The organism is Indolivaga capnocytophagoides (assembly GCF_036511535.1).
GTDB lineage: Bacteria > Bacteroidota > Bacteroidia > Bacteroidales > Dysgonomonadaceae > Dysgonomonas_A > Dysgonomonas_A capnocytophagoides.
On record NZ_AP028867.1, the window covers coordinates 3555244 to 3576814 of the forward strand.

A 21571-nucleotide genomic window follows, 5' to 3' on the forward strand; every position below is an offset into this window, starting at 1 on the left:
TCCTGAGACCTTCAATGCTTTCTTTCGCTAATTGATGCTGATTTAAAAACAAAAAAACTTACTTTTGCAAATCCTTGAACTGTAAGGAGATTCAATTATTAGAAATTAGGAATGGCGGTAGAATGTGTTCCTGAAGAACAATAAAGCATATAGATGAAAGCGAAATCGCTGTTTAGGAGAAAAGATATTAGTAAAGGTGGTCATGGCGATGAAGTCACAGACTATGGATTGAAAAGAGTTTTAGGAGTAAAAGACCTTACCTTGTTTGGTATTGCCGCTATTATAGGTGCGGGAATATTCAGTACTATCGGACGAGCCGCTTTTAACGGAGGGCCTGCAGTATCACTCTTATTTGTGTTTGTGGCCGTGGCTTGTATATTCACAGCCCTTTGTTATGCTCAGTTTGCCTCAATGATATCCACTAGTGGAAGTGCTTATACATACACTTATGCGACATTGGGAGAAGTGTTTGCATGGGCTATAGGATGGGCTCTTATTCTCGAATATGCTGTTTCGAATATGGTGATAGCTATTTCGTGGTCTGGCTATTTTACAACTATGCTGGAAGGATTCGGTGTTCATTGGCCGCATTATTTATCTATCGGTTATCTGTCGGCTTATGAGGCTTTTCAGAAAGTAATGTCAGGAGAATCTCATTTACCTGCCAATGTTTTGCAGGCTGCCGAAACTTACCGTACAGCACCTGAGTTTATGGGGATGAAAGTATTGGTAAATGTTCCGGCCGGGGCAGTAATAGCTGTGTTGAGTGCTTTGGTATTTGTCGGAATCAAAGAATCCCGTTTCGTAAATAATCTTCTGGTCTTCCTTAAAATAGGTATCATACTATTGGTGATAGGAGCAGGATGTTTCTTTGTAAGACCCGAAAACTGGTCGCCTTTTGCGCCTAATGGAGCTCAGGGTATTCTGGGAGGTGTTGCCGCTGTATTCTTTTCTTTTATAGGATTCGATTCTATATCTACAACAGCCGAAGAATGTAAAAACCCGCAACGGGATATGCCCCGTGCCATGCTTTATTGCCTTGGTATTTGTACGGTATTATATATAGCGATCACTCTTGTGTTGACCGGTATGGTCAATTATAAAGAATTGGGTGTAGATGATCCTCTGGCATATGTCTTCCAGAAAGTGGATATGGATTTTATAGCCGGTATTGTTTCTGTCAGTGCTGTTATTGCCATAACCAGTGCTATATTGGTATTTCAGATAGGACAGCCCCGCATCTGGATGACTATGAGCAGGGATGGACTGCTTTGGCCTCGCTTTGGAAAAATTCACCCTAAATACAAAACGCCAACCTTCGCAACTCTTATTGCTGGCATTATAGTTTGTGTTCCTTCGTTGTTTCTTGATATGCAGTTTGTTGTCGACCTGACGAGTGTCGGTACTTTCTTTGCTTTTATTTTGGTTTGTTCCGGAATACTTTATCTAGATTATAAGGGATATAGTAAGAAAGCGAAATTTAAGGTTCCGTATATCAACGGAAAATACATTGTCGGTGTTTTATTCCTTATAACAGCTGTGCTTTTTATTACTAAACTCGATTATAAAGAGATTATCTCCGAAAAACCTTTACTTATTATATTTTGGGCTACTTGGCTGTGCATGTCTTTTGCTGCCTATAAATTCCGCTTTTCGCTATTGCCTACAATCGGGATACTTATCAATCTGTATCTGATGACTGAACTCGGATGGTCAAACTGGTATATGTTCCTGATATGGCTTGCCATAGGTTTGATTATTTATTTTCTTTATGGATATAAAAAGAGTAAATTAGCCCAGATAAATAAATAAACGAATATACAATGATACCATTCTTAGATTTGAAAGAAACCAATATGCCCTATCAATCGGAGATTGAGGAGGCTGTATTGAGTGTTGTTCGTTCGGGGTGGTACATTTTAGGAGATCAGGTCAAATCTTTCGAGAGGGCTTATGCTCAGTATTGTGGTACTGCAAATTGTATTGGAGTAGGAAATGGGTTGGACGCTATTTCTTTGATCCTGAAATCATATAAAGAATTAGGTGTTTTGAAAGATGGGGATGAGGTTCTCGTTCCGGCTAATACATATATTGCTTCCATATTGGCTGTAAGCAGCAGTGGCTTAGTTCCAGTTTTGGTAGAGCCAGACATAAATACCTATAATATCGATCCCGAGAAGATAGGGGATAAGGTTACCTCTAGAACAAAAGCTATCCTTGCTGTTCATCTGTATGGGTTGGTATCCCCAATGAATGAGTTGAAAGAGATTGCCAGAAAGTACAACCTGAAGTTGATAGACGATGCGGCTCAGGCTCATGGAGCAGCTTATTATGAGCAGAAAGTCGGTAGCTTATGTGATGCAACGGCTTTCAGCTTTTATCCTACTAAGAATCTCGGAGCTTTGGGTGATGCGGGTGCTGTAACAACCGATGATTCAGAGTTGGCTGCTATTGTCAGAGCATTGGCAAATTATGGAACGACATCCAAATATATAAATAAGTATAAGGGTGAAAACTCAAGGTTGGATGAAATACAAGCGGCTGTATTAGCTGTTAAGTTGAAATATCTGGATAAAGAGGTGCAAGCGAGACAGAATATAGCATCTTTTTATCTCCGAAATATTCAGAATGAATTAATAGCTTTACCATGGGTTGAACAAATTGAACAACACGCTTTTCATCTTTTTGTGGTACGGTGTCATGAAAGAGATCGGTTGCAGCAATATTTGTCGGATAAAGGTATCCGTACGGAAATACATTATCCGTTGCCGCCACATAAGCAGGAGGCATACAAAGAGTGGAACAGTTTATCATATCCCGTTTCGGAAAAGATAGCGGATCAGATAATTAGCCTGCCTTTACGTATATCGTTGAAAAACGAAGAAGTGATACGCATATGCTCTGCTTTGAATGAGTTTCGATAATGTATAAATCAGCTCTGCCGGCTTTTTAATACAAGAAGTGTATTATCCTCATAAAAAAGGACTAATTTTGACCGGATTTCGAGGGCATAGACTCTTTCGAATTAATTATAGAAGTTAAGAGAGCAGAACAATATACTGCATTTGTGGATGATTATTAAATATTTGCTTTTATTCAGCATGTATGGGAACAAATAAGAAGCATAGAGTTCCATTTGGTCCGATAGGGATTATTATGGCTATCGGGGTAGTGTATGGAGACATTGGTACATCGCCGCTCTATGTGATGAAATCTATACTCGAGGCGTTGCCCGATAATCAGTTATCGAGACCCGATTACATAATCGGAGCCGTATCATGTGTGATATGGACTTTGACTATCCAGACTACGCTTAAGTATGTAATATTGACCCTTAGAGCCGATAATAACGGCGAAGGTGGTATTTTGGCGTTATATGCACTTATCAGGCAAAAATTCCGTTGGGCATATATTATAGCCGCATTAGGTGCTGCAACATTGCTTGCAGATGGTATTATCACTCCTGCCATGACTGTGATTACTTCTATGGAAGGGTTGAATAATATAGTTCCCGAAGTTCCTATTGTTCCTGCTACACTGATTATTGTTATCGGATTATTCCTTATACAGCCATTAGGTACAGGTTCGCTCGGAAAGTATTTTGGAACGATGATGCTTGCATGGTTTATCATGATGGGAATAGTGGGTGCAAGTCATCTGGTTCATGAACTTACCGTATTCAAGGCGTTTAATCCTGTTTATGCTATTAAGTTTTTGGTACATGCTCCTCATACGATGTTTATCCTCGGGGCTGTATTTCTTTGTACAACAGGGGCGGAGGCTTTGTATTCCGATTTAGGGCATTGCGGACTGAAAAATATACGGATATCATGGATCTTTGTAAAATCGATGCTTATTGTCAATTATCTGGGGCAGGCTGCGTGGATTATCGATAACCCGTCCATTGTGCAGCATGGTATCAATCCGTTTTTTGCCATGATGCCTTCGTGGTTCAGCTTTATCGGGGTATTAATGGCTACAGCAGCATCTATAGTTGCCAGTCAGGCATTGATAAGCGGCTCTTACACAGTTATCAGTGAGGCTATCTCTTTGAACTTATGGCCTAATGTAAAGATAAAATACCCGACCAATATAAAAGGGCAGATGTATATCCCCTCTGTAAACTTCACAATGATGATCTTATGTATTATCATTATCCTTATGTTTGAATCCTCGTCACGGTTAGAAGCTGCTTACGGTTTGGCTATCACGCTCAGTATGTTGATGACTACTTTGCTGCTCTTCCTGTATTTCAGGGAAACGAGGAAGCCATTGTGGTTTAGTATTCCCGTATCGGTATTCTTCTTTATTATGGAGTTCAGCTTCTTTGTGGCTAATATGCAGAAGTTTGCCCATGGAGGTTTTGCTTCGATATTGATCGCCGGATTGATATTCTTCATGATGTATTCTTGGTTTAACGGGCGGCGTATCAAAAGGCATTATACAACTTACGATCAGATAAATGACTCATACCTGAACCGGATCAATGAAATAAGCGATGATTCATCCATTCCGAAGAGTGCGACAAACCTTGTTTACATTACCAGTGCTAACAATAAGAATGCCTTGGAGAGTAAGATAACTTATTCGCTATTCAACAAATTTCCGAAACGAGCCGATACATATTGGTTTGTTCGAATAAGGCGTTCCGATAGTCCGTATGAATTTGAGTATGATGTCAAGACTTTTATTCCCGGAAAAGTATTTCGTATCGACCTCCGTATAGGTTTTAAAGTGGGGATACACGCCGACCGTTATGTGAGGCTGATCTGTTATAATATGGAGAAAGAAAATCTGGTGGATCTTGCATCGCGTTATCCTTCGATGCATGGAGCAAGAGGTGATTTTGCTTTCTATGTGGTTGATCGTATATTCCGTAATATCGAATTGAGTGCCGGACAGCAGATAATACTGGCTCTGTATAATCTGGTGAAAAGGCTGAGTACATCAGATACTCAGATGCTCGATCTCGATCCTTCGTTTGCTGTCGTGGAAACTGTACCTCTGGTAAATGTCCATCATACAGACGATATCTTATCGAAACTGCTTCATAAATCCGAAAAAGCAGAGGAAGAATCGGCTGATTAAGGATTCTCTGTCTCATTGGTCTTAAATGATTTTATCTCATGAAACCGGCAGTAATCTCTATTTAGCCAGTTGTCACGATCAGAGGGTATTTCTATCAACTCTTTAAATAATTGGAGCTGAGGCATTTTTTTGTCGGCAACTAATTCCAGATCATGTTTGTTTTGATTTGAACTGATAACTTTCTCTCTCTCGGAGAGTATCGTTGACACCTTATTTAATTCTATAACGGCTTGAGTATATGTTACAAGGTAATAACAAAGCAGACAAGCTGCTATTATAAATTGCGCTAGTATCATTTGTCGGTTTTCTAATTCGATTATCCGTAATAGGGCAATAATCATGAAAACAATAATACCGATCCATACTCTGGTTGGAAATACAGGCGAAAAACTCATTGCACTAAAAGCAATAAGTCCCAAAATAAGAAATAGCAACGATGTAAAAATCTGGCGTTTTTGTTTAGTTGAATTATTGAATGTAGTGTATGTTATAAATAAGAGAACGAAAATACATAAGATAGGAAATATCTTTTCGAAGAATAATTGTACTAGTACTAGTATTTTATCCCAAGAGCCTGAGCCTGGATTAAGATTCCAGCCTACAGAAAGTATTATTTGGTACCTGATATAATTTCCGGGAGCCGCAACCATGAAAATGTATCCGAATAAAGCTCCGATTATTCCCCCTATAGCCCAATATGGAATATTTTGTTTTGAGATTTTGATCCATATTAAGATTGATATGCAGCCTATAATCATTGCTAAAACTGTATTCTCATTTGTCCATCCGGCTATACCTCCATATATAAAAAACAGAATAGCTTTGAGTATATTATTATCTTGTATCTTGTTCTTATTAAAAATCAGTTTGCAATAAGGGTATAAGAACAGTAAGATGAGAAGGGTTCCCCATAGATAGTTAGCGCTCCCTGTTATCCATAAGAAATCTTCACCAAATGCCGGAAGTAAAAACCAGAGTAGTAATTGTATGAGAATAAATAGTAGAGGAGATTCTTTTGTTTCTCCGATTCGTACGATTTTATATATTACAAAGGTGAAAACAATGTAAGCGATGCTATTTATTGTATCTGCGATCCAAGGAGGGATAAAAAGCAAGAATTGAGCAATCAGGTGAACAATGGTTCTTCCTCCCCACATGAAATAATGCCTATATTGAGATATGAAAATATCTTTGATATTTTTTACTCTCTCATTTCCGCCATATACAAAAGAGTATGACCAGTCATCAGCAAAGAGGGGATACAATCTATTTAAAATAAAGATTAGTATAAAGAATACTATTATAAAAGTATATAAGCATATTTTAGAATACTTCTCAGATTGAAGCAACTTCTCTGTTTTGTTGAAAAAAATGTTTAATGTTTGTATTATATCCCTTTGCATAAGTACATTGTATTTGTTTTAGAGGTTGTTAGTCTGACCTGTTCATATAATTAAACCATCCAAAAGTTTAGTATAATACTCAATAGCTTCCCTTATTTCATCAAGAACAATGTATTCATCCGCTGTATGTGAGCGTGCAGAATTTCCCGGACCCATTTTTACCGAAGGGAAATTCATTAAAGCCTGATCTGACAGAGTGGGAGATCCGTAAGGTTCTAACCCGATAATGATGGCTCTTTGTATAAACGGGTTTTCCAAAGCTATTTTCGATGAATTGAGCCTGAATGATCGTGGTTTTACATCACATTCGGTATGCTTATCTATGATTTCGTATAATTGCTGATTGCTGTAGCACTCGTTACTTCTGACATCTACAACAAATGAGCAGATATCGGGTACAACATTGTGCTGTGTTCCCGAATTAATCATAGTTACGGTCATTTTCACAGGGCCAAGCAGAGCACTGCTGTCGGCAAACTGAAATGTACGAAACCATTCAATGTCCTTCATTGCCTTGTAAATGGCATTTATTCCTTCGTTACGGGCTGCGTGACCCGATTCTCCATGAGATTGGCAATCGAGTACCATTAAGCCTTTCTCGGCGATGGCAGGATTCATTCCGGTAGGTTCTCCTACAATGGCAAAAGCAGGGGTAGGAATCGATTGAAGAGCCAGTTCAGTTCCATTTTTTCCGGAGACTTCTTCTTCGCACGAAGCCAAAAATATCAGATTATAATCCTGTAGTTTATCAGTCAGCCAGAAAAAAGCATGCATCAGGCTCACAACGCTTGCTCCGGCGTCGTTACTCCCCAATCCGAATAACTTATTGTCTTCTATCACAGGATCAAAAGGTTTTTTTGACCATGCCGATACAGGTTTCACTGTATCTATGTGTGAATTAAGAAGGATTGTCGGCTTTTGATCTGAAAATCCGGGCGATTTTATCCATATATTATTTCCTGTACGTTCCGGTTTATACCCTTTTGATCCGATGTATGATTCTATCATATCAGCAACGTCTTTTTCTTCCCTGCTGAAAGATTGAATACTTATCATTCTTTTTAGGAGATCTACAGCCTCGTAGTATAATTCGTCTATATCTTTTGTCATAATTTACTTAAAAGGTTACAAAAGTAACAAAGTCAATGAATAGCTATCACTAAAAAATAATCAGTAACCATTCTTATATTTATGCGAATCAGTCGTTGAAAAATGTTCTTTTAAATTATCCTATTTACTACGCGCAATCAGAGATTGCTTGCGGCAGCCTACAAAAGGGTCTGTGACCCCTCGTCCGTCAGGTTTTCGACCTCGGCGGAAGCCCGGGGTACCCGCTGCACGAAGAAAGCGTTAAAAGACAAATAGATATCAGCGATAATCATTTTTATTTGTCTTAGCTTTCGAGAGCTGAGCGGGTCGGGTTGGAGACGCAGTCTTGATCTTTTGTTTCGTTTTGCATCAAGGCAAAATGAAAAACAAAGCCGGGAGGCTGCGTTAGAAAATAGATGAACTTGAAAGCATAATTGAAAAGAACGTTTTATCAATCTAACTACTGATTGACATAATTTATAAAAAAGGTAACAAAAGTTACATCAAAATAACTCTTCTCGCATGGAACTTCCTTCTCTTATTCTGAACCTTTTCTCTATAGATAAAAAAGGATGCCAGTCCTCAAAGATAGCGAAATATTTATTTTAAGTTTCGTACCTTTGTTATGAAACAAACTATAACTCATAGCAATGGTTACAATCACTATAGAAGAACGGGAATTTATCGAGAAAACAATCAGGGAATGTAAAGAATGCTTTGCCGGTATGATTGATACCGAAGGGCTGCCCTATGTCATACCCATGAATTTCGGATACAAAGATGATGTGGTTTATCTTCATTCGGGACCTGAGGGGAATGCCGTGAGGTCTTTGACTGCTAATCCCGATATTTGTATCACATTCTGTACCGACTCGGTAATTACTCATCAGAACGAGGAGGTTGCATGCAGTTACAGGGTACAGGGCAGCAGTGTTATTTGTAGGGGGCGTGTAGAGTTTGTCGAAGATTTTGATGAAAAGGTCGAAGCTTTAAATATATTGATGGAGCAGTATACCGAACGCCCTTTTAAATATTCTGATCCTGCTGTCAGAAATGTAAAAATCTGGAAAATAAAAATAGATCGTATATCCGGAAAAATATTTGGTGTTCCATATAAAAAATCCCGTGAATACAAATGAAAAAGATAGGTCTGCTTTCTGATACCCACGGATATTGGGATGATAAATTCAAAATTCATTTTGCTGAATGTGATGAGGTCTGGCATGCCGGAGATATTGGATCATTGAGTCTTACTGCTAAGTTTGGAGCCTTTAAGCCATTCAGAGCAGTATATGGCAATATAGACGGGGCAGATGTGCGCGCGGCTTTTCCCGAATTTCTGAGATTCTACATTGAGGGGGTTGATGTCCTGATTACTCATATCGGAGGATATCCCGGAAAATACGATCCTCGTGTTCGGGCGATTCTACAAACAAAACCTCCTAAATTGTTTATTTGCGGACATTCTCACATACTGAAGGTAATGTATGATAAGAAATTCGGATGTCTGGACATGAACCCGGGAGCTGCCGGTAAGTATGGATTCCACAAAGTGAGGACTTTACTTCGGTTCGTCATTGATGCCGGGAATATAAGAGATCTGGAAGTGATAGAATTATCCGATTAAGGTTTCAGAACAGAAATTAGGGGGAGAGGTTTTACTTCTCCCCTTTTGTATGAGGTAGAGTTGAATCCTATTTCTGAAGAAAATCACAAACCAGATCAAATGTTTTAACGAATTGCCGTGTTACTTCTTCTTTTATATTTTCGAGAGCCGGAAACGGGTCTTCATGTGTATATTTGTACGGAAACTCCAATGTATCTACACGGATAGGAATATCGCGGTTTGTACCTTGCAGGGTATTGATAACTTCATAAGCCGGAACTACAGTATCTTCACTTAGAGTAATAGCATATATCCGCTCACTCATTTCCCTGAACTTTTGTTCCCGATAGCGGGTCAGAGTTTTGTAATTGAGCATACTTCTGAAGTTAACACCTTCGGGATGTATTTCGCTCAGATAGTGGCGCAAAACTTCGTCCCGCTTCATATGGCTTTCGAGATGTTCAACCACATAAGAATATAAACTCACATTAGCTTCACTGTCGAGTATAAACTTAGATACGGGCGAAAGTCGATTAAAAACAGCACCTCCGCAAAACGAGATAAATCGGGAATTAGAAAAGTAAGCATCTTTGTTCGTCATCATCAGAATCTCAGATAGAAAACTTCCGATAGAATAAGAGAATATATCGAAACCGGCATTCTTGTCGATGTATGGATGCTTATCGTCTTTAATTTCAGTAACCAGATCTATTACATCATAATAAGTTTGCAATCCCGACCATATAAAACGCTGTGGTTTATTGTGCAGGCGGGTACTTATCGCAACATTCGAAAGACTTGATCCGATAACATCCGGATGCCTTTTCTTGCGTTGCTGGCTTATAGTGTACATTTCACGGGTGTCACTCCATATGGCAGGAGCACGATTCATGTGGAATGCTATAGGAAATAAGATAACCGATTTTCCGGTTTTCTCGACTATGTAACGAGCCCACGGAAGATACTTATTCCAATGTTTTTCATTAAACCCATGAAACATAAGAACCACACCCTTGGTTTTGGCTTCGGACTTAGGCATAATCATGTGATACCTGAATTTGATATTTTCAAGTATTTCCGCATCCCTTTTGTTCAGCATCTCCTGAATAATATCAGGTTCGCAATCTGGTTCAGCTCCTAATGGGTATTCGTATTCGTCCAGATTACCTGCTCCGCCTGGAAGGATAAAGCGGTATTTGGACTCGAAATTGAAGTTTCTTAATATTGTTTTATCGTCAATATCGACCTCGTTTTCATCATATGATTCAATGTCTTTGAGGTGTTTATATAAATCAATGTATTCCATTTTTAATATGTTACTAATATCAATGAGTAGGTCTGAGACCTTATAACTTTATTCTGTAAGTATCATATACAATACCTCTGGCTCCGAACCCTTCTTTTTGAGAGATTAATCCTTCGTTGAGAATTGTTCCTCCATGCTCTGTGGAAGTTCCGAAATCGAAGTGTTTACATGCCGATTGAGCTTTTTGGATCAAGTGGTCAAACAGATAATCTAAAGCTCCCTGCTGTCTTCCCTCTTCGGATGCCGATATATACTGGATATGTACAACTCTATCTGTATCAAAAGCCACACATCCTCCAACCGTCTGGTCTCCGTTCTTAACCTCAAACAGTCTGATCTGAGTCGGAAATTTCGATTTGAGATATTCTATTTCAGCCAGAGAATGTACAGGCTCTGCATTATGCCTCTGCATAAGATTAGTCTCGAGTATCTGCCAGAACATAGCAAAGTTATCACTTTCCGAGATAGACAGACCCTTATTTTGTGCCTTTTTTATTCCTCTTTTTCTTAGTTGTGCATAACTGATTGAGGTATCATAGTATATACACGATGAGATGTTTCTGCTTATAAGTTCGGCTTGGTTTCTATAGAGAGCATATAAGTCTTCTTCCGAAGGTATCCGGTGATATATATGTGGAATGGGTTTGTATATAAACTCTTTAAATCCCTGCTGGGAAAGAAAAGCTTTTAGTGTACCGAAAAGGTCTAGCATAAGTGATGCCGACATGCTTTCGTTAGTAATTATACCCCCATAGGTTAATCCTTGATGCGAGTATATTGAATCGTGATTTATACTGTTTGCCGGAAGTAATCCTATTATCTTGCCTTTTATTGTGAAAATCAGAGAGAAATCAGTTATTCTATCTTTGTGGTATTCGATAAAGTCTCTGTGCATGAGGAATGTGGCATTTTTCGAAGATTTTACGAATAGATCCCACTGTGTAGATGATTCTTTATTATAGATTGCTGGTTTTATTTCCATAAAGCTGCTTATAATCACTGTATTTGCGAATATAATCCTCTTCTGTATATCTTTCTGATGCAAGGACAAGGCAAATTGCTCCCGAAGAGTAATTAAATTCTTTAGACCATATACCCGGCAATATATGAATTCCTTCTGTAGGACGGTTCATATTTACTTTCTTTTTTTTATTTCCATCATCAATTTCGATGTCGAAACTGCCCGATGCAGCTATGATAAACTGATGGCAGTGCCTATGTGCATGTATTCCTCTCTTTTTTCCATAAGGAATATCATATACAAAAAAGATGCGTTTGACATCAAAGGGAATATCTACCGAATTGTGAATCGGAGTGAGGCTACCCGCTCTATTGTGCTGTATAACAGGCAGACTAATCGTATTACAGTCTTCGACCGAACTGTATTGAATATCGGCAGGTATAATCACTGGCTGATGAGGTTGAGGGATTATAGCCGGATTCGGAATATCATTCTTAAGGTATTGCTTGAATTGCTTAAAATTGCGTATGTATTCGTCCGGATCATAACTTCCGGATGAGATTACGAGACATACCGAGTTTGTCGAGAAGTTGTCTATATGTCTCCACATCAATGGAGGCACATACAGTGCTTTGTATGATCTGTTGAGGGTGTATCTGCGTTCTTCCTTTCCGTCATTTAAAACTATATCGAAACTGCCCGAAAGGGCAATGATTACCTCATGCTGTGTTTTGAAAGCATGGCTTCCCCGCTTTCGTCCTCCCGGAACGTCATATATCCAATATATACGGGCAATACTGAAGGGGATATCTCCTCCTTCTTCAAGAAAAGAAAGATTACCTCTTGCGTCTTCAATTTTGGGTAGATCAAAGAGGTATTCCGTATGTTTTATTTTCTGAGCCATGGTTCGGGATTCAATTTGGTTGTTCCCTGCCAAAGCTGGAAGTGCAGCTGTGCACTGCCTGTATCCGAATCGGTATAAATCTGACCGAGAGCCTGTCCTGCTGTAACCTTTTGCCCTTGTCTTACGCTTATCTGTTGTATGTTTCCGTAGAACGTGTAGTACCCGCCATGCCTTACGATAATACAATTATTGTATCCGGGAAATGCCACAATTCGGGTAACTTCGCCATTGAATACAGCTCTGGCCTGCGCTCCGGGCTGTGCTTGTATATCAATACCTCCGTTGTTGGTGGTTACTCTGAAGCGGCTATGTTGATGGGTTCCGAAACGTCCGATAATACTGTATCTTCCGGTTACCGGCATAGGCAGTTTTCCTTTATTAGATGCAAAATTAGACGAAAGGGTAAAATTTTCTTTTGTCACTACCGTTTTGGCTGTACTCAGTTCTTCCACTTCAGGTATGTCTGTATCTTTATCTGGCTCTGGTTCAGTTTTGGTCTCGGCTTTTTCTTCTGTTTTAGTGGTTTTATTTGCTCTTTTTGCCGCCTCGGCTTTTCGTTTGGCTTCCTGTTCAGCACGGCGTTTTGCAGCAGCTTCTCTTTTCGCTTTTTCCTGAGCCAGACGGCGTGCTTCACGCTCCTGTCTTTCTACTTCCTGTGCAATAAGTTTTTCAATCTGGGCGTTCAGATTGTTTGCCTGTTTTTGCTTGGTGGTCAGTATATCCTGCAGTTCTTTTTGTTTTTTTCCGGCGTCGTCTACCTCTTTCTTATGAGTTTCTTCTTCTTTTTGCAGATTTGTTTGTTCTTTTTCTCTCGAAGACATCAGAGCCAGTTTGTCTGCTTTTGATTTTTCGAGGGCTTCTCTCTTTTCTTGAAGGATTCGCTGTTTTTCCCTTATATCTATGATTTGCTGGTTTCGCCAATCTGAGTAGTCTCTCAGGTATTTCATACGGCGAAGAGATTCTCCCAATGATTTTCCCGAAAGGACGAATAGCAATTTATTCATACCTTGCTTTCTCAAGACAATACTCTCAAGAGCCTTAGCATATGATTTCTGCTGATCTTTTAATTTTAATTCAAGGTCTTTTATTTCAGCCTGTGTGATAGCCTGCTGCCTGCTTATTGCGTTTACTTCATCACCGAGAAGAGATATTACCTTCTGGCGGGAGTTGATTTGTTCGCTCAGCATATTTATTCTATTTAGCAGAGTCGACGTACTTTTTTTCGTTTGGTTCAGGAGTAATGTTGTATTCTCTATCTCACGTAATGCCAACTTTCGCTTATTCTCCAAATCTTTTATTTTATTCGTTTGGGAAAAAGCCGATAGTACCGAAAATACTAATATTGCAGATAGAGTTAAAAATGATTTCATTTTTATTTATATAGGTCTATGCCCTTACTTTATGTAATTCTTTAAAATATCCAGAACCGAAACTTTCTCGTATTTGCTTGGCAGGCTGTTGTCTATAGTTAATTCCTTATCGAACTCTAAAGATGAAAAAGCCATATTTAGTTTCACCCGTTTCTTTTTTACCGTAACATCTGCCTGCATCAGCGATGGATAAGTATATCCTGATTCTTTGATAAAATCTTTGTAATTCCAAAGCAAAGCATATTCATTGGTTGTTCCGCTAATATTAGTAGATGTTACTCTGTCGTTTGCATCTATAGAGAAGTGGTACTGTATGCCTTTCTTATCTTTAGTCAACAGATAAAATAGTCCACCTTGCATCGTTATGCTGAAAGAGTCATAATCTTTTTTTTCAACAGTATTTTTTCCGGGAACGAACAGTGCATTTGTAAATAATGCCTGCATATTATTGAAATTGAATTGTATGCCTTTTTGCTTGCCCAATTCTCCTATATTTTCTGCCGCATATTTTTTTGATAAACGGTCTATTACAAATACCGAATCGGGGGTAATATTCAATCTGAATACTTCCGAATTGATAAAAGGAGCACGCAGAGATAATTGAATTTCCTGATCTTTAATTAATTTCAGCTGGCTGTTTACTTTCATGCCCGAAGTCTGGTCACCTCTCATTAATTCGAGAGATACTTTGCCGCTGATTGTTTTATAATTGATTTGCGCAGCCAATGCGTCATCAAGGAGCTGCTCCTGCGATTTCGCAGCCACAGAACCGTCTGTAGATATAATATTCTTTTTGCTTCCGCAACCGCTAAATGCAATAGCTAGTAGTATTGCAAATAGAACCTTATGTATAAATATTCTGTTAGATGTTCTCATCTTTTGTAAAATACGTTCTTACTTTGTGGGTTCGGCAATATATGCTTTCGTCTCGATTTTTTTCTCTAATGTTTTGGACTCGGATCCTTTTTCTTTTGCTTTTTGCCAATATTCAAGAGCTTTCTCTTTTTCGTCGGTCATATACAAAACATCTCCGTAGTGTTCAAGTACTTCGGCTGAGATTTCTTTTTCTTTTTCAAGACTGTATTTAACCGCACTTTCAAGATAAATTTTGGCAGTTGTGTATGCTCCCTGAACGAATAAAACCCATCCGTAAGTATCAAGATATGTAGGGTTTGTCGGCTCAGCCTTGATCGTTATACTGCTCATGCTCTCAGCTTTAGTCAGATCTTTTCTTTTCAGCGAAAGATAGTAGCTGTAATTATTCAATACTCCCAGATTCTGAGGATTGTATTTAAGAGCCATTTCGTAATCGATAAAAGTGCTGTCTTCGTTATTCAGCTCATGATATATATTGCCTCTCTGGCTGTAAAATTCCGAAAGCAGATTGGCATTAGATGGATCGGCAAACTCTATTCCTTTGTTTATTGTGCTGAGTGCTTGCCTGTATTCTTTTTTCTGGAATTCGCCGATAGACTGATAGAAGTAGAAAAGTGCTTCTTCAGGAAGATATGATATAGCCGATTTGCAGACACTGATAAGCTCATCTATGCTGTCCATATCTGTCGATTGGAGCAGCTGCTCCCAACCCATTGGATTTGTGGGGTCAGATTCGGCATATATACGGTATTGGAAGTTGGCTTCTTTCTTTTTGTTCTGAACCATCAGCAAATTTCCGTATAGCAAATTGAATTTAGCTTCCTGCGGATATTCAATCATCAGAGAATCCAACAGTTTATTTGTTGGCTCCAGATCTTGTTTATTTTGTTGCAGGATACCGATATATTGAGTGAGCACGTTAATCTTGGTATCGGCATCGGTTTTCGAGTTAAAAAGTGAAGCTCGAAGTTCTTTCTCTGCGGCTGGTTGGTCTCCTATGGCCTGATAATAGTTAGCCATCGAAGTTATAAGGAATGTATCGTTCGGATCTATCGCTTTAGCCTTGTTGAATGATGCCAGAGCTTCTTTATTTTTACCGTCTTGCAGGTATAAGTTGCCCAATAGGATATAGTAACGGATATCTCCCGGATTTTTATCGATATACTTTTGTACTTCGGCGTAGGCCTTTTTCTTATCGTTCAGAGCCGAGTATAGTTTAAATTTCTGGATGGTAATTTTTTCATTCATTCCCATTGTCCGTTCCAAGTCATTAAGGGCTTCAATAGATTTTGTGAAATCTCCGTCCAGACGATATACTTCCGATAGATACATATACAATTCTACCTTCATCGGATTTTCATTAATCAGTTTCTGATAAATAGCAGCTGCTGTCTTGAAATCCTGTTGTTCGATAGAGCTGCCCGCATACGCCATATTGTAAAAGTAATTGTCGGGGCTGTATTGTACGGCTTTTTTATAGAAATGGTAAGATTGGTCTTTATCCTTGAGAGAATTATAAAAATTACCCATCTCGAACAATACATTTGCATTCGTCGAGTCTATTTTCATGCAATATTGCAGATAGTCATATGCTGAGGTATATTGCTCCAGAGATTTGGCGTTCATCGCATCGTAAAAGAAGTTGTCGAATTTGCGTCGGTCTTCTGTTGATAATTTGTCCTCACCGGGAGCTGTATTTACTTTTTGGGCAAAAACAAAAGAAATCCCCATCAAGCAGGTTATAAAGAAAGATACCGAAATTTTAATCTTTTGCATAAAGTAAACATTAAGGTCTCAGACCTCTTTTATTAATTAATCAAGTATGAACAAATATAAATGTATCGATAGCTATTACTCTCAAAAGCGCATCATTAAATATCTGCTTTTACTTGCAAAATTTATAGTTGTGTGTAGTATAGCTCTTTATGTGCGAATGGAACACTTACTTTCCGGTGTGACCGAAACCTCCTGCTCCTCTTTCTGTTTCATCGAGATTGTCTGTTTCAACCCATTCCACCCGTGCATGTGCGGCTACGACCATTTGACAGATTCGTTCTCCGTCTTTAATAACAAAAGGATCGTTAGAAAGGTTGACCAGAATGACACGAATTTCGCCTCGGTAGTCAGCATCTATTGTTCCGGGTGAGTTTAGTACGGTCAGTCCATGTTTTAAAGCCAATCCGCTGCGGGGTCTTATTTGGGCTTCGTATCCTTGCGGGAGTTCGATATACAATCCTGTCGGGATTAATGCCCGTTCAAGGGGTTGCAATGTTACATCACTCTCGATATTGGCTTTCAAATCTAATCCTGCCGAATATTCAGTTGCATATTCAGGTAGTGTATGGCGTGACTTATTTATAATTCTGACATTCATCGACGATAACTTTATTTTTATATTAAGATTTCAGACCCTTTTATTCAATTACATCGGTCGTTTATCGCGATTTGGCAAAGTTCAAGTAAACTTGACTCTGCTCTCACTGCTTTAAACGTTGCTTTGGTAAGCAAAACGACCAAAGTACGTCCTGAATATATCATTAAATACTTTCTATTACTTAATTAATTAGACCTGTCGCCTTAATTTCTATTGCGAAATTAATTAATTCTTTATCAAAGATAACCGAATTTGGTAAAATCTTAACGTTTAATGAGATTTTGACGGCTTAAGATAAGAAATATTCATTATTACTACTGCTAAAAGTATCAGGATGATACCCAAAAGCTGAGAGATATTTATCTGTTCGCCTAATACTATCCGTGCCATAGTTACTGATACAGGTAATTCGATGGAAGCCAGAATGCTGCCCAATCCTACACCGATAACAGGGATTCCTTTTGTAAATAGCAGGGGAGGAAGTACCGTTCCGAATAATGCGATGGGGATCCCCCATTTCCACAATACACTGGGATCAAACTGATTGAATAGGGAATATCCCCAAATAAGTGTAACCACAGTAGCCGATCCGGCAATGATATATAGAGAACGGCTTAAAGGACGATATCCCGTTGCCACATTGTTTGACACAAGCAGACTGACCGAATACGATAAGGCAGCCATCAGTCCCCAGAATATTCCGCGCCAGTCTATGGCAATGTCTGACGAAAAAAGATTGGTTGCGAGTATTGTCCCTGCCAATACTATTATGATTGCGATGATTTTATTGGGTGTCGGTTTGTTTTTATTGATGACAAAATCTATGACAGAACCAATCCAAACCGACTGCATAAGCATGACAATACAAACCGAAACCGATGTATATGTTAATGACAAGTAGTAGAATGAGCTTGTGAGACCAAATGGAATACCGCCCAGCATCAATTTCCATTTTTGAGCAACCGGTATTTTTCGTTGTTCAACCTGAGGTTTTGCAACATTGCGTCCCATATTAAAAAATAACAAAAGAAGTAAGCCTATGAACGATTGAGAAAAAGTTAATTCTCCTGTAGAGTATCCATCTTGTCCACCAAGTTTTACCATTACTGCAAGCACTCCGTACGAGGCTGCTCCCATTGATACAATAAATATCCCTTTTATAATTTTAGTATTCATCTAATATTTTGGTTTTCCTTTAAATAACTATATAAACCTTCGCAGGCATCTTCAAGTAAATCGAGAACTAATTCAAAGCCATCAGCACCCATATAATAAGGGTCGGGGATATGGTCATATCCGTATTTCTTTGAAAAATCGACCATTCGATGGACTTTTTTCTGTGATTCCAGATCAGGGCTTAGCTTCATGATGTTATCATAATTGTTGTCATCCATTGCTATGATCAGGTCGAAATCATCGAAATCGTCTGCTGTAAATTTCCGTGATATAGAATCGAACTTATATCCCCTGCGGTTTCCGTGACTACGCATCCTCCTATCGGGTAGATCTCCGTCGTGGTATCCTGATGTTCCTGCAGAATCGACAGCAATAAAATCGGTCTGATTATTCTCTTCTATTATCTTTTTCATAATACCTTCTCCGGCCGGAGAGCGACATATATTTCCAAGGCAGACGAAGAGTATTTTATATTTGTTTGACTTCATGCTTTTTTGACAATTTGTTAGTAAAGTAACGACAAAGATACAATTTATTAAGAAAATAAAGTCGGTTTTCCTTGCTGCTCGAAATATCTGTCGACAAGACGTGATATTGCATAGTCTCCGACAGAAGAAGTTGAGGTCCTAATATATTTATCTTTTAACTCCGTATCGTCTGTAATTTCTATTCTGTAAAATCGGGCGTGAATAATACGGTGAGACAGTACGTGTTTCATCGAAAAACTCATTGGGTGGATCGAAATTGTTCCTGCATTTTGTAAAATAGCATGAAAAATTTCAGTATTCTGAAGTTCTTCTATTGTAATATCCTTGTCGGTCTCAATCAGTGGCAATTCGTAGAGGTTTTTCCATATATCATTACCTGTCCGTTTGTGGAGATAGGTATTTGGTCCGAAATGAATATCCAGATAATTGAAGAATCGCTCTTTTACCTTTGTTTTTCCTTGTTTGACAGGGTATAATGATACTTGTTTATGAGACAGAGCCAAGCATCTGTCGGCAAGAGGGCAGATAGTGCAATCGGGGGATACCGGAACGCATTGTATAGCCCCGAAATCCATGATAGACTGATTGTATTCTCCGGGTTGTTCCTTGTCTAGTAATTCATTTGCAAGATCTGTGAATAATCTTTTTCCGGCAGATGTATCTATTGGAGTGTTAATTGCGAATAGCCGTGATAGCACTCGGAACACATTTCCGTCGACAACGGCATGGGGGAGGTCAAATGCAAAAGATGCAATAGCAGCGGCTGTATAATCACCGACACCTTTCAAAGAAAGGATATCTTCGTATCTGTCGGGGAATTTCCCTCCAAAATTATCTCTTACCTGCTTGGCTGCTGTGTGAAGGTTACGGGCTCGGCTGTAATAACCTAATCCCTGCCACAATTTAAGAATTGTATCTTCGTCAGCATTAGCTAATTGAACAATGTCCGGAAATGTTTCAATAAATCGTACATAGTAGTCGTATCCCTGAGCAACACGGGTTTGCTGCAAGATAATTTCGGAAATCCATATTTTAAAAGGATTTTTTGTTTCTCGCCAAGGCAGCTCTCTCTTGTTCAGGTTATACCATTCGATTAAGGTTTGGCTGATAAATAGTGAATGCTGATCCATAGATAGTTACTCTTTTTTCTCTTTTAGTTGAGATATACAAAGATACTTATAAGATATGGATGTTTTATAGAATTTATTTATTAATGTGATGTTTGTGATAAGTATTTTTTTATAGAAAGGTTATTTTAAATAAATATTTTGTTTTACTTTTGTGCTACCAAAAACAAAAGACTCCGTAGCTCAGTTGGTAGAGCAAATGACTCTTAATCATTGGGTCGAGAGTTCGAGCCTCTCCGGGGTCACTTGGAAAAAGCAATTACAGAAATGTGATTGCTTTTTTGTTTTCATTCTATTCATAGAATAGATGTATGATATTGTCTTAAGTAATAAGGCTCTACTTAGCAGAAAAACTTCGAATAGGCACTTACTCTATTGAAAATAGAGTCATACAAAAGAAGATCCAAACATTCTGGAACGTATTGGTTTTATCCGAAAAATAACATATATTTACAAAGCAATCTAATTTTACAAAACATTAAAGACAGACACTAGACCAATTAATCATTATTTTCAATCATAAAACATTGTTTAGACTTGATTCATTGGAGTAGATCACAATGAACAAGACTATAAATACAAACTTGAAAACAACTAAAATATACAGTATATGGAGTTTCGCTTTACTGCTATTCTGTTATTGTCCATTCCGCTGACAATAACAGCGCAAATCGTACAACGTTATAACAGTCCCCGTTCCGGCGATGAAATAATAAAACAGCAGGTCGAATTTAAAGATCCCGGAAGAGAAGGAGAAAACGTCATCTGGGATTTTGGAAAACTCAAATCTATTAATAACCGGTACTCTCTGACTTATTCTTCTCCTGATTTATTGGACAATTCTTACTATATATTGGGACGTGACACCATACAAGCAAATAATGATTCGGTACGGTATCTGATCGGAACAGAGCACAGCACCATGTATTATCTACAGGTGAAAGATAACAGCCTGTATGTTCTGGGTCATGAAAATGCGACGACTTCCCTGAAGTATACACCTTCACTATTATCGATGGCATATCCTACTAATTATAACGAACCGCATCAAAAGGAATACCAGTCAAAAGGACTATATTCATGTCGTATCCCTTTCGAATCACAAGGAGAAATTAAACAGACAGCTGATGCTTACGGTGTAATGATTCTTCCGTCAGGAGATACTCTGAAGAATGTCATGCGGGTAAAGACCGTACAAACCATCAAGGAGACTATTTTCGATGTCAATAATAATGTAAATACTATCTTGGATATGAATGTCGAGAACTATAAATGGTTCTCAAAGGGGTATCGTTATCCAATTTTTGAGACGATCAAAACAATTCCACAGGATTCTACTGCGAATGAATTTTCAACAGCTTTTTTCTTTCCTCCACAAGAACATCTGTATTTAGATACAGATCCGGATAATCTGGCAGTTTTGGATAGTTTATGGAATATCGATCATAAGATACCGGATGTGACAGATCCAATCCAAGAACAACCCAATGCAAATCTCTCCTATAATTTTTATCCTAATCCGGTTGAAAGCATACTGGCAGTAGAGTATTATCTGGAGAAGCCTTCATCGGTAACGATCTCACTCTACAATCTTGAGGGCAGGCTTATAAAAACTGTAGTTAAACCTATTTTTTCAAGTGGAGTATATAGTGAACAGATCGATTGTTCATCCTTAGCTAAGGGAACTTATATTATAAGTATAGGTACGGGTTATAAAGTGTATTCTGATAAATTGATTAAGAAATGAAATCGGAGAGACATTATTTGAATTTAATATAAAATTAAAATACATACTTAGTCGTT

18 protein-coding genes and 1 tRNA gene are annotated in these 21571 nt (G+C 38.5%); 7 read left to right on the forward strand and 12 right to left on the reverse strand.

Annotated elements, in window-relative coordinates:
- The first annotated feature begins 153 nt into the window (after positions 1-153).
- The 3 genes from AABJ51_RS14385 to AABJ51_RS14395 all read left to right on the forward strand — a co-directional run bounded on the left by AABJ51_RS14385 (position 154) and on the right by AABJ51_RS14395 (position 5088).
- Positions 154-1812, forward strand: a complete 1659-nt coding sequence (locus tag AABJ51_RS14385) for an APC family permease (RefSeq protein WP_338373089.1) — start codon at positions 154-156, stop codon at positions 1810-1812.
- A gap of 11 nt (positions 1813-1823) precedes the next feature.
- Complete coding sequence (locus AABJ51_RS14390; RefSeq protein ID WP_338373091.1) at positions 1824-2924, forward strand: DegT/DnrJ/EryC1/StrS family aminotransferase; 1101 nt, start codon at positions 1824-1826, stop codon at positions 2922-2924.
- Positions 2925-3105: 181 nt separating this feature from the next.
- On the forward strand, positions 3106-5088 hold the full coding sequence (locus tag AABJ51_RS14395; protein WP_338373093.1) for a KUP/HAK/KT family potassium transporter: 1983 nt from the start codon (positions 3106-3108) through the stop codon (positions 5086-5088).
- On the opposite strand, the gene AABJ51_RS14400 is transcribed toward AABJ51_RS14395, so the two are convergent.
- Together AABJ51_RS14400 and AABJ51_RS14405 are read right to left on the reverse strand one after the other, a co-directional pair.
- The gene (locus AABJ51_RS14400; RefSeq protein WP_338373094.1) at positions 5085-6491 is read right to left on the reverse strand and encodes a DUF3329 domain-containing protein; all 1407 of its coding nucleotides are present in this window, start codon (positions 6489-6491) and stop codon (positions 5085-5087) included. The genes AABJ51_RS14395 and AABJ51_RS14400 overlap by 4 nt on opposite strands.
- A 42-nt stretch (positions 6492-6533) precedes the next feature.
- Positions 6534-7601 (reverse strand): M20 family metallo-hydrolase, encoded by a 1068-nt coding sequence (locus AABJ51_RS14405; protein WP_338373095.1) that lies wholly within the window; start codon positions 7599-7601, stop codon positions 6534-6536.
- A gap of 629 nt (positions 7602-8230) precedes the next feature.
- On the opposite strand from AABJ51_RS14405, the gene AABJ51_RS14410 reads away from it, so the two are divergent.
- Together AABJ51_RS14410 and AABJ51_RS14415 are read left to right on the forward strand one after the other, a co-directional pair.
- Positions 8231-8719, forward strand: coding sequence for a pyridoxamine 5'-phosphate oxidase family protein (locus AABJ51_RS14410; RefSeq protein WP_134435593.1), 489 nt, complete (start codon positions 8231-8233; stop codon positions 8717-8719).
- Positions 8716-9207, forward strand: coding sequence for a metallophosphoesterase family protein (locus AABJ51_RS14415; protein WP_338373098.1), 492 nt, complete (start codon positions 8716-8718; stop codon positions 9205-9207). Before AABJ51_RS14410 ends, AABJ51_RS14415 begins: the two co-directional genes overlap by 4 nt.
- A gap of 67 nt (positions 9208-9274) precedes the next feature.
- Here AABJ51_RS14415 and AABJ51_RS14420 read toward each other — a convergent pair whose 3' ends face one another.
- From AABJ51_RS14420 to mutY, 10 genes are all read right to left on the reverse strand, one after another.
- Positions 9275-10492, reverse strand: coding sequence for a DUF6051 family protein (locus tag AABJ51_RS14420; protein ID WP_026626472.1), 1218 nt, complete (start codon positions 10490-10492; stop codon positions 9275-9277).
- Between the two features lie 40 nt (positions 10493-10532).
- Complete coding sequence (locus AABJ51_RS14425) at positions 10533-11474, reverse strand: GNAT family N-acetyltransferase (RefSeq protein WP_338373101.1); 942 nt, start codon at positions 11472-11474, stop codon at positions 10533-10535.
- Entirely contained in the window at positions 11449-12357 is a 909-nt protein-coding gene (locus AABJ51_RS14430; protein WP_338373103.1) for a sugar 3,4-ketoisomerase, read from the reverse strand. Before AABJ51_RS14430 ends, AABJ51_RS14425 begins: the two co-directional genes overlap by 26 nt.
- Positions 12342-13727 (reverse strand): murein hydrolase activator EnvC family protein, encoded by a 1386-nt coding sequence (locus tag AABJ51_RS14435; RefSeq protein WP_338373105.1) that lies wholly within the window; start codon positions 13725-13727, stop codon positions 12342-12344. The genes AABJ51_RS14430 and AABJ51_RS14435 overlap by 16 nt, the downstream gene beginning before the upstream one ends.
- A 24-nt stretch (positions 13728-13751) precedes the next feature.
- Positions 13752-14603 carry a lipoprotein insertase outer membrane protein LolB1 gene (gene lolB1 / locus AABJ51_RS14440; RefSeq protein ID WP_338373106.1) on the reverse strand — a complete coding sequence of 284 codons (852 nt, stop codon included), beginning with the start codon at positions 14601-14603 and terminating at the stop codon, positions 13752-13754.
- Between the two features lie 18 nt (positions 14604-14621).
- Positions 14622-16379: a tetratricopeptide repeat protein gene (locus AABJ51_RS14445; RefSeq protein WP_338373108.1), complete on the reverse strand. Its 1758-nt coding sequence runs from the start codon at positions 16377-16379 to the stop codon at positions 14622-14624.
- A 166-nt stretch (positions 16380-16545) separates the two neighbouring features.
- Complete coding sequence (dut, locus tag AABJ51_RS14450; protein WP_134435599.1) at positions 16546-16977, reverse strand: dUTP diphosphatase; 432 nt, start codon at positions 16975-16977, stop codon at positions 16546-16548.
- A gap of 270 nt (positions 16978-17247) precedes the next feature.
- A complete protein-coding gene (locus tag AABJ51_RS14455) occupies positions 17248-18153 on the reverse strand; it encodes a DMT family transporter (RefSeq protein ID WP_338373111.1) in 906 nt (301 codons plus the stop codon).
- Positions 18150-18641: a low molecular weight protein-tyrosine-phosphatase gene (locus tag AABJ51_RS14460; protein ID WP_338373113.1), complete on the reverse strand. Its 492-nt coding sequence runs from the start codon at positions 18639-18641 to the stop codon at positions 18150-18152. The genes AABJ51_RS14455 and AABJ51_RS14460 overlap by 4 nt, the downstream gene beginning before the upstream one ends.
- Before the next feature lie 47 nt (positions 18642-18688).
- A complete protein-coding gene (gene mutY, locus AABJ51_RS14465; RefSeq protein WP_338373114.1) occupies positions 18689-19771 on the reverse strand; it encodes an A/G-specific adenine glycosylase in 1083 nt (360 codons plus the stop codon).
- 169 nt (positions 19772-19940) lie between these two features.
- On the opposite strand from mutY, the gene AABJ51_RS14470 reads away from it, so the two are divergent.
- A tRNA-Lys gene (locus tag AABJ51_RS14470) sits at positions 19941-20013 on the forward strand.
- A gap of 365 nt (positions 20014-20378) precedes the next feature.
- A complete protein-coding gene (locus tag AABJ51_RS14475; protein ID WP_338373115.1) occupies positions 20379-21515 on the forward strand; it encodes a T9SS type A sorting domain-containing protein in 1137 nt (378 codons plus the stop codon).
- Positions 21516-21571: the final 56 nt, after the last annotated feature.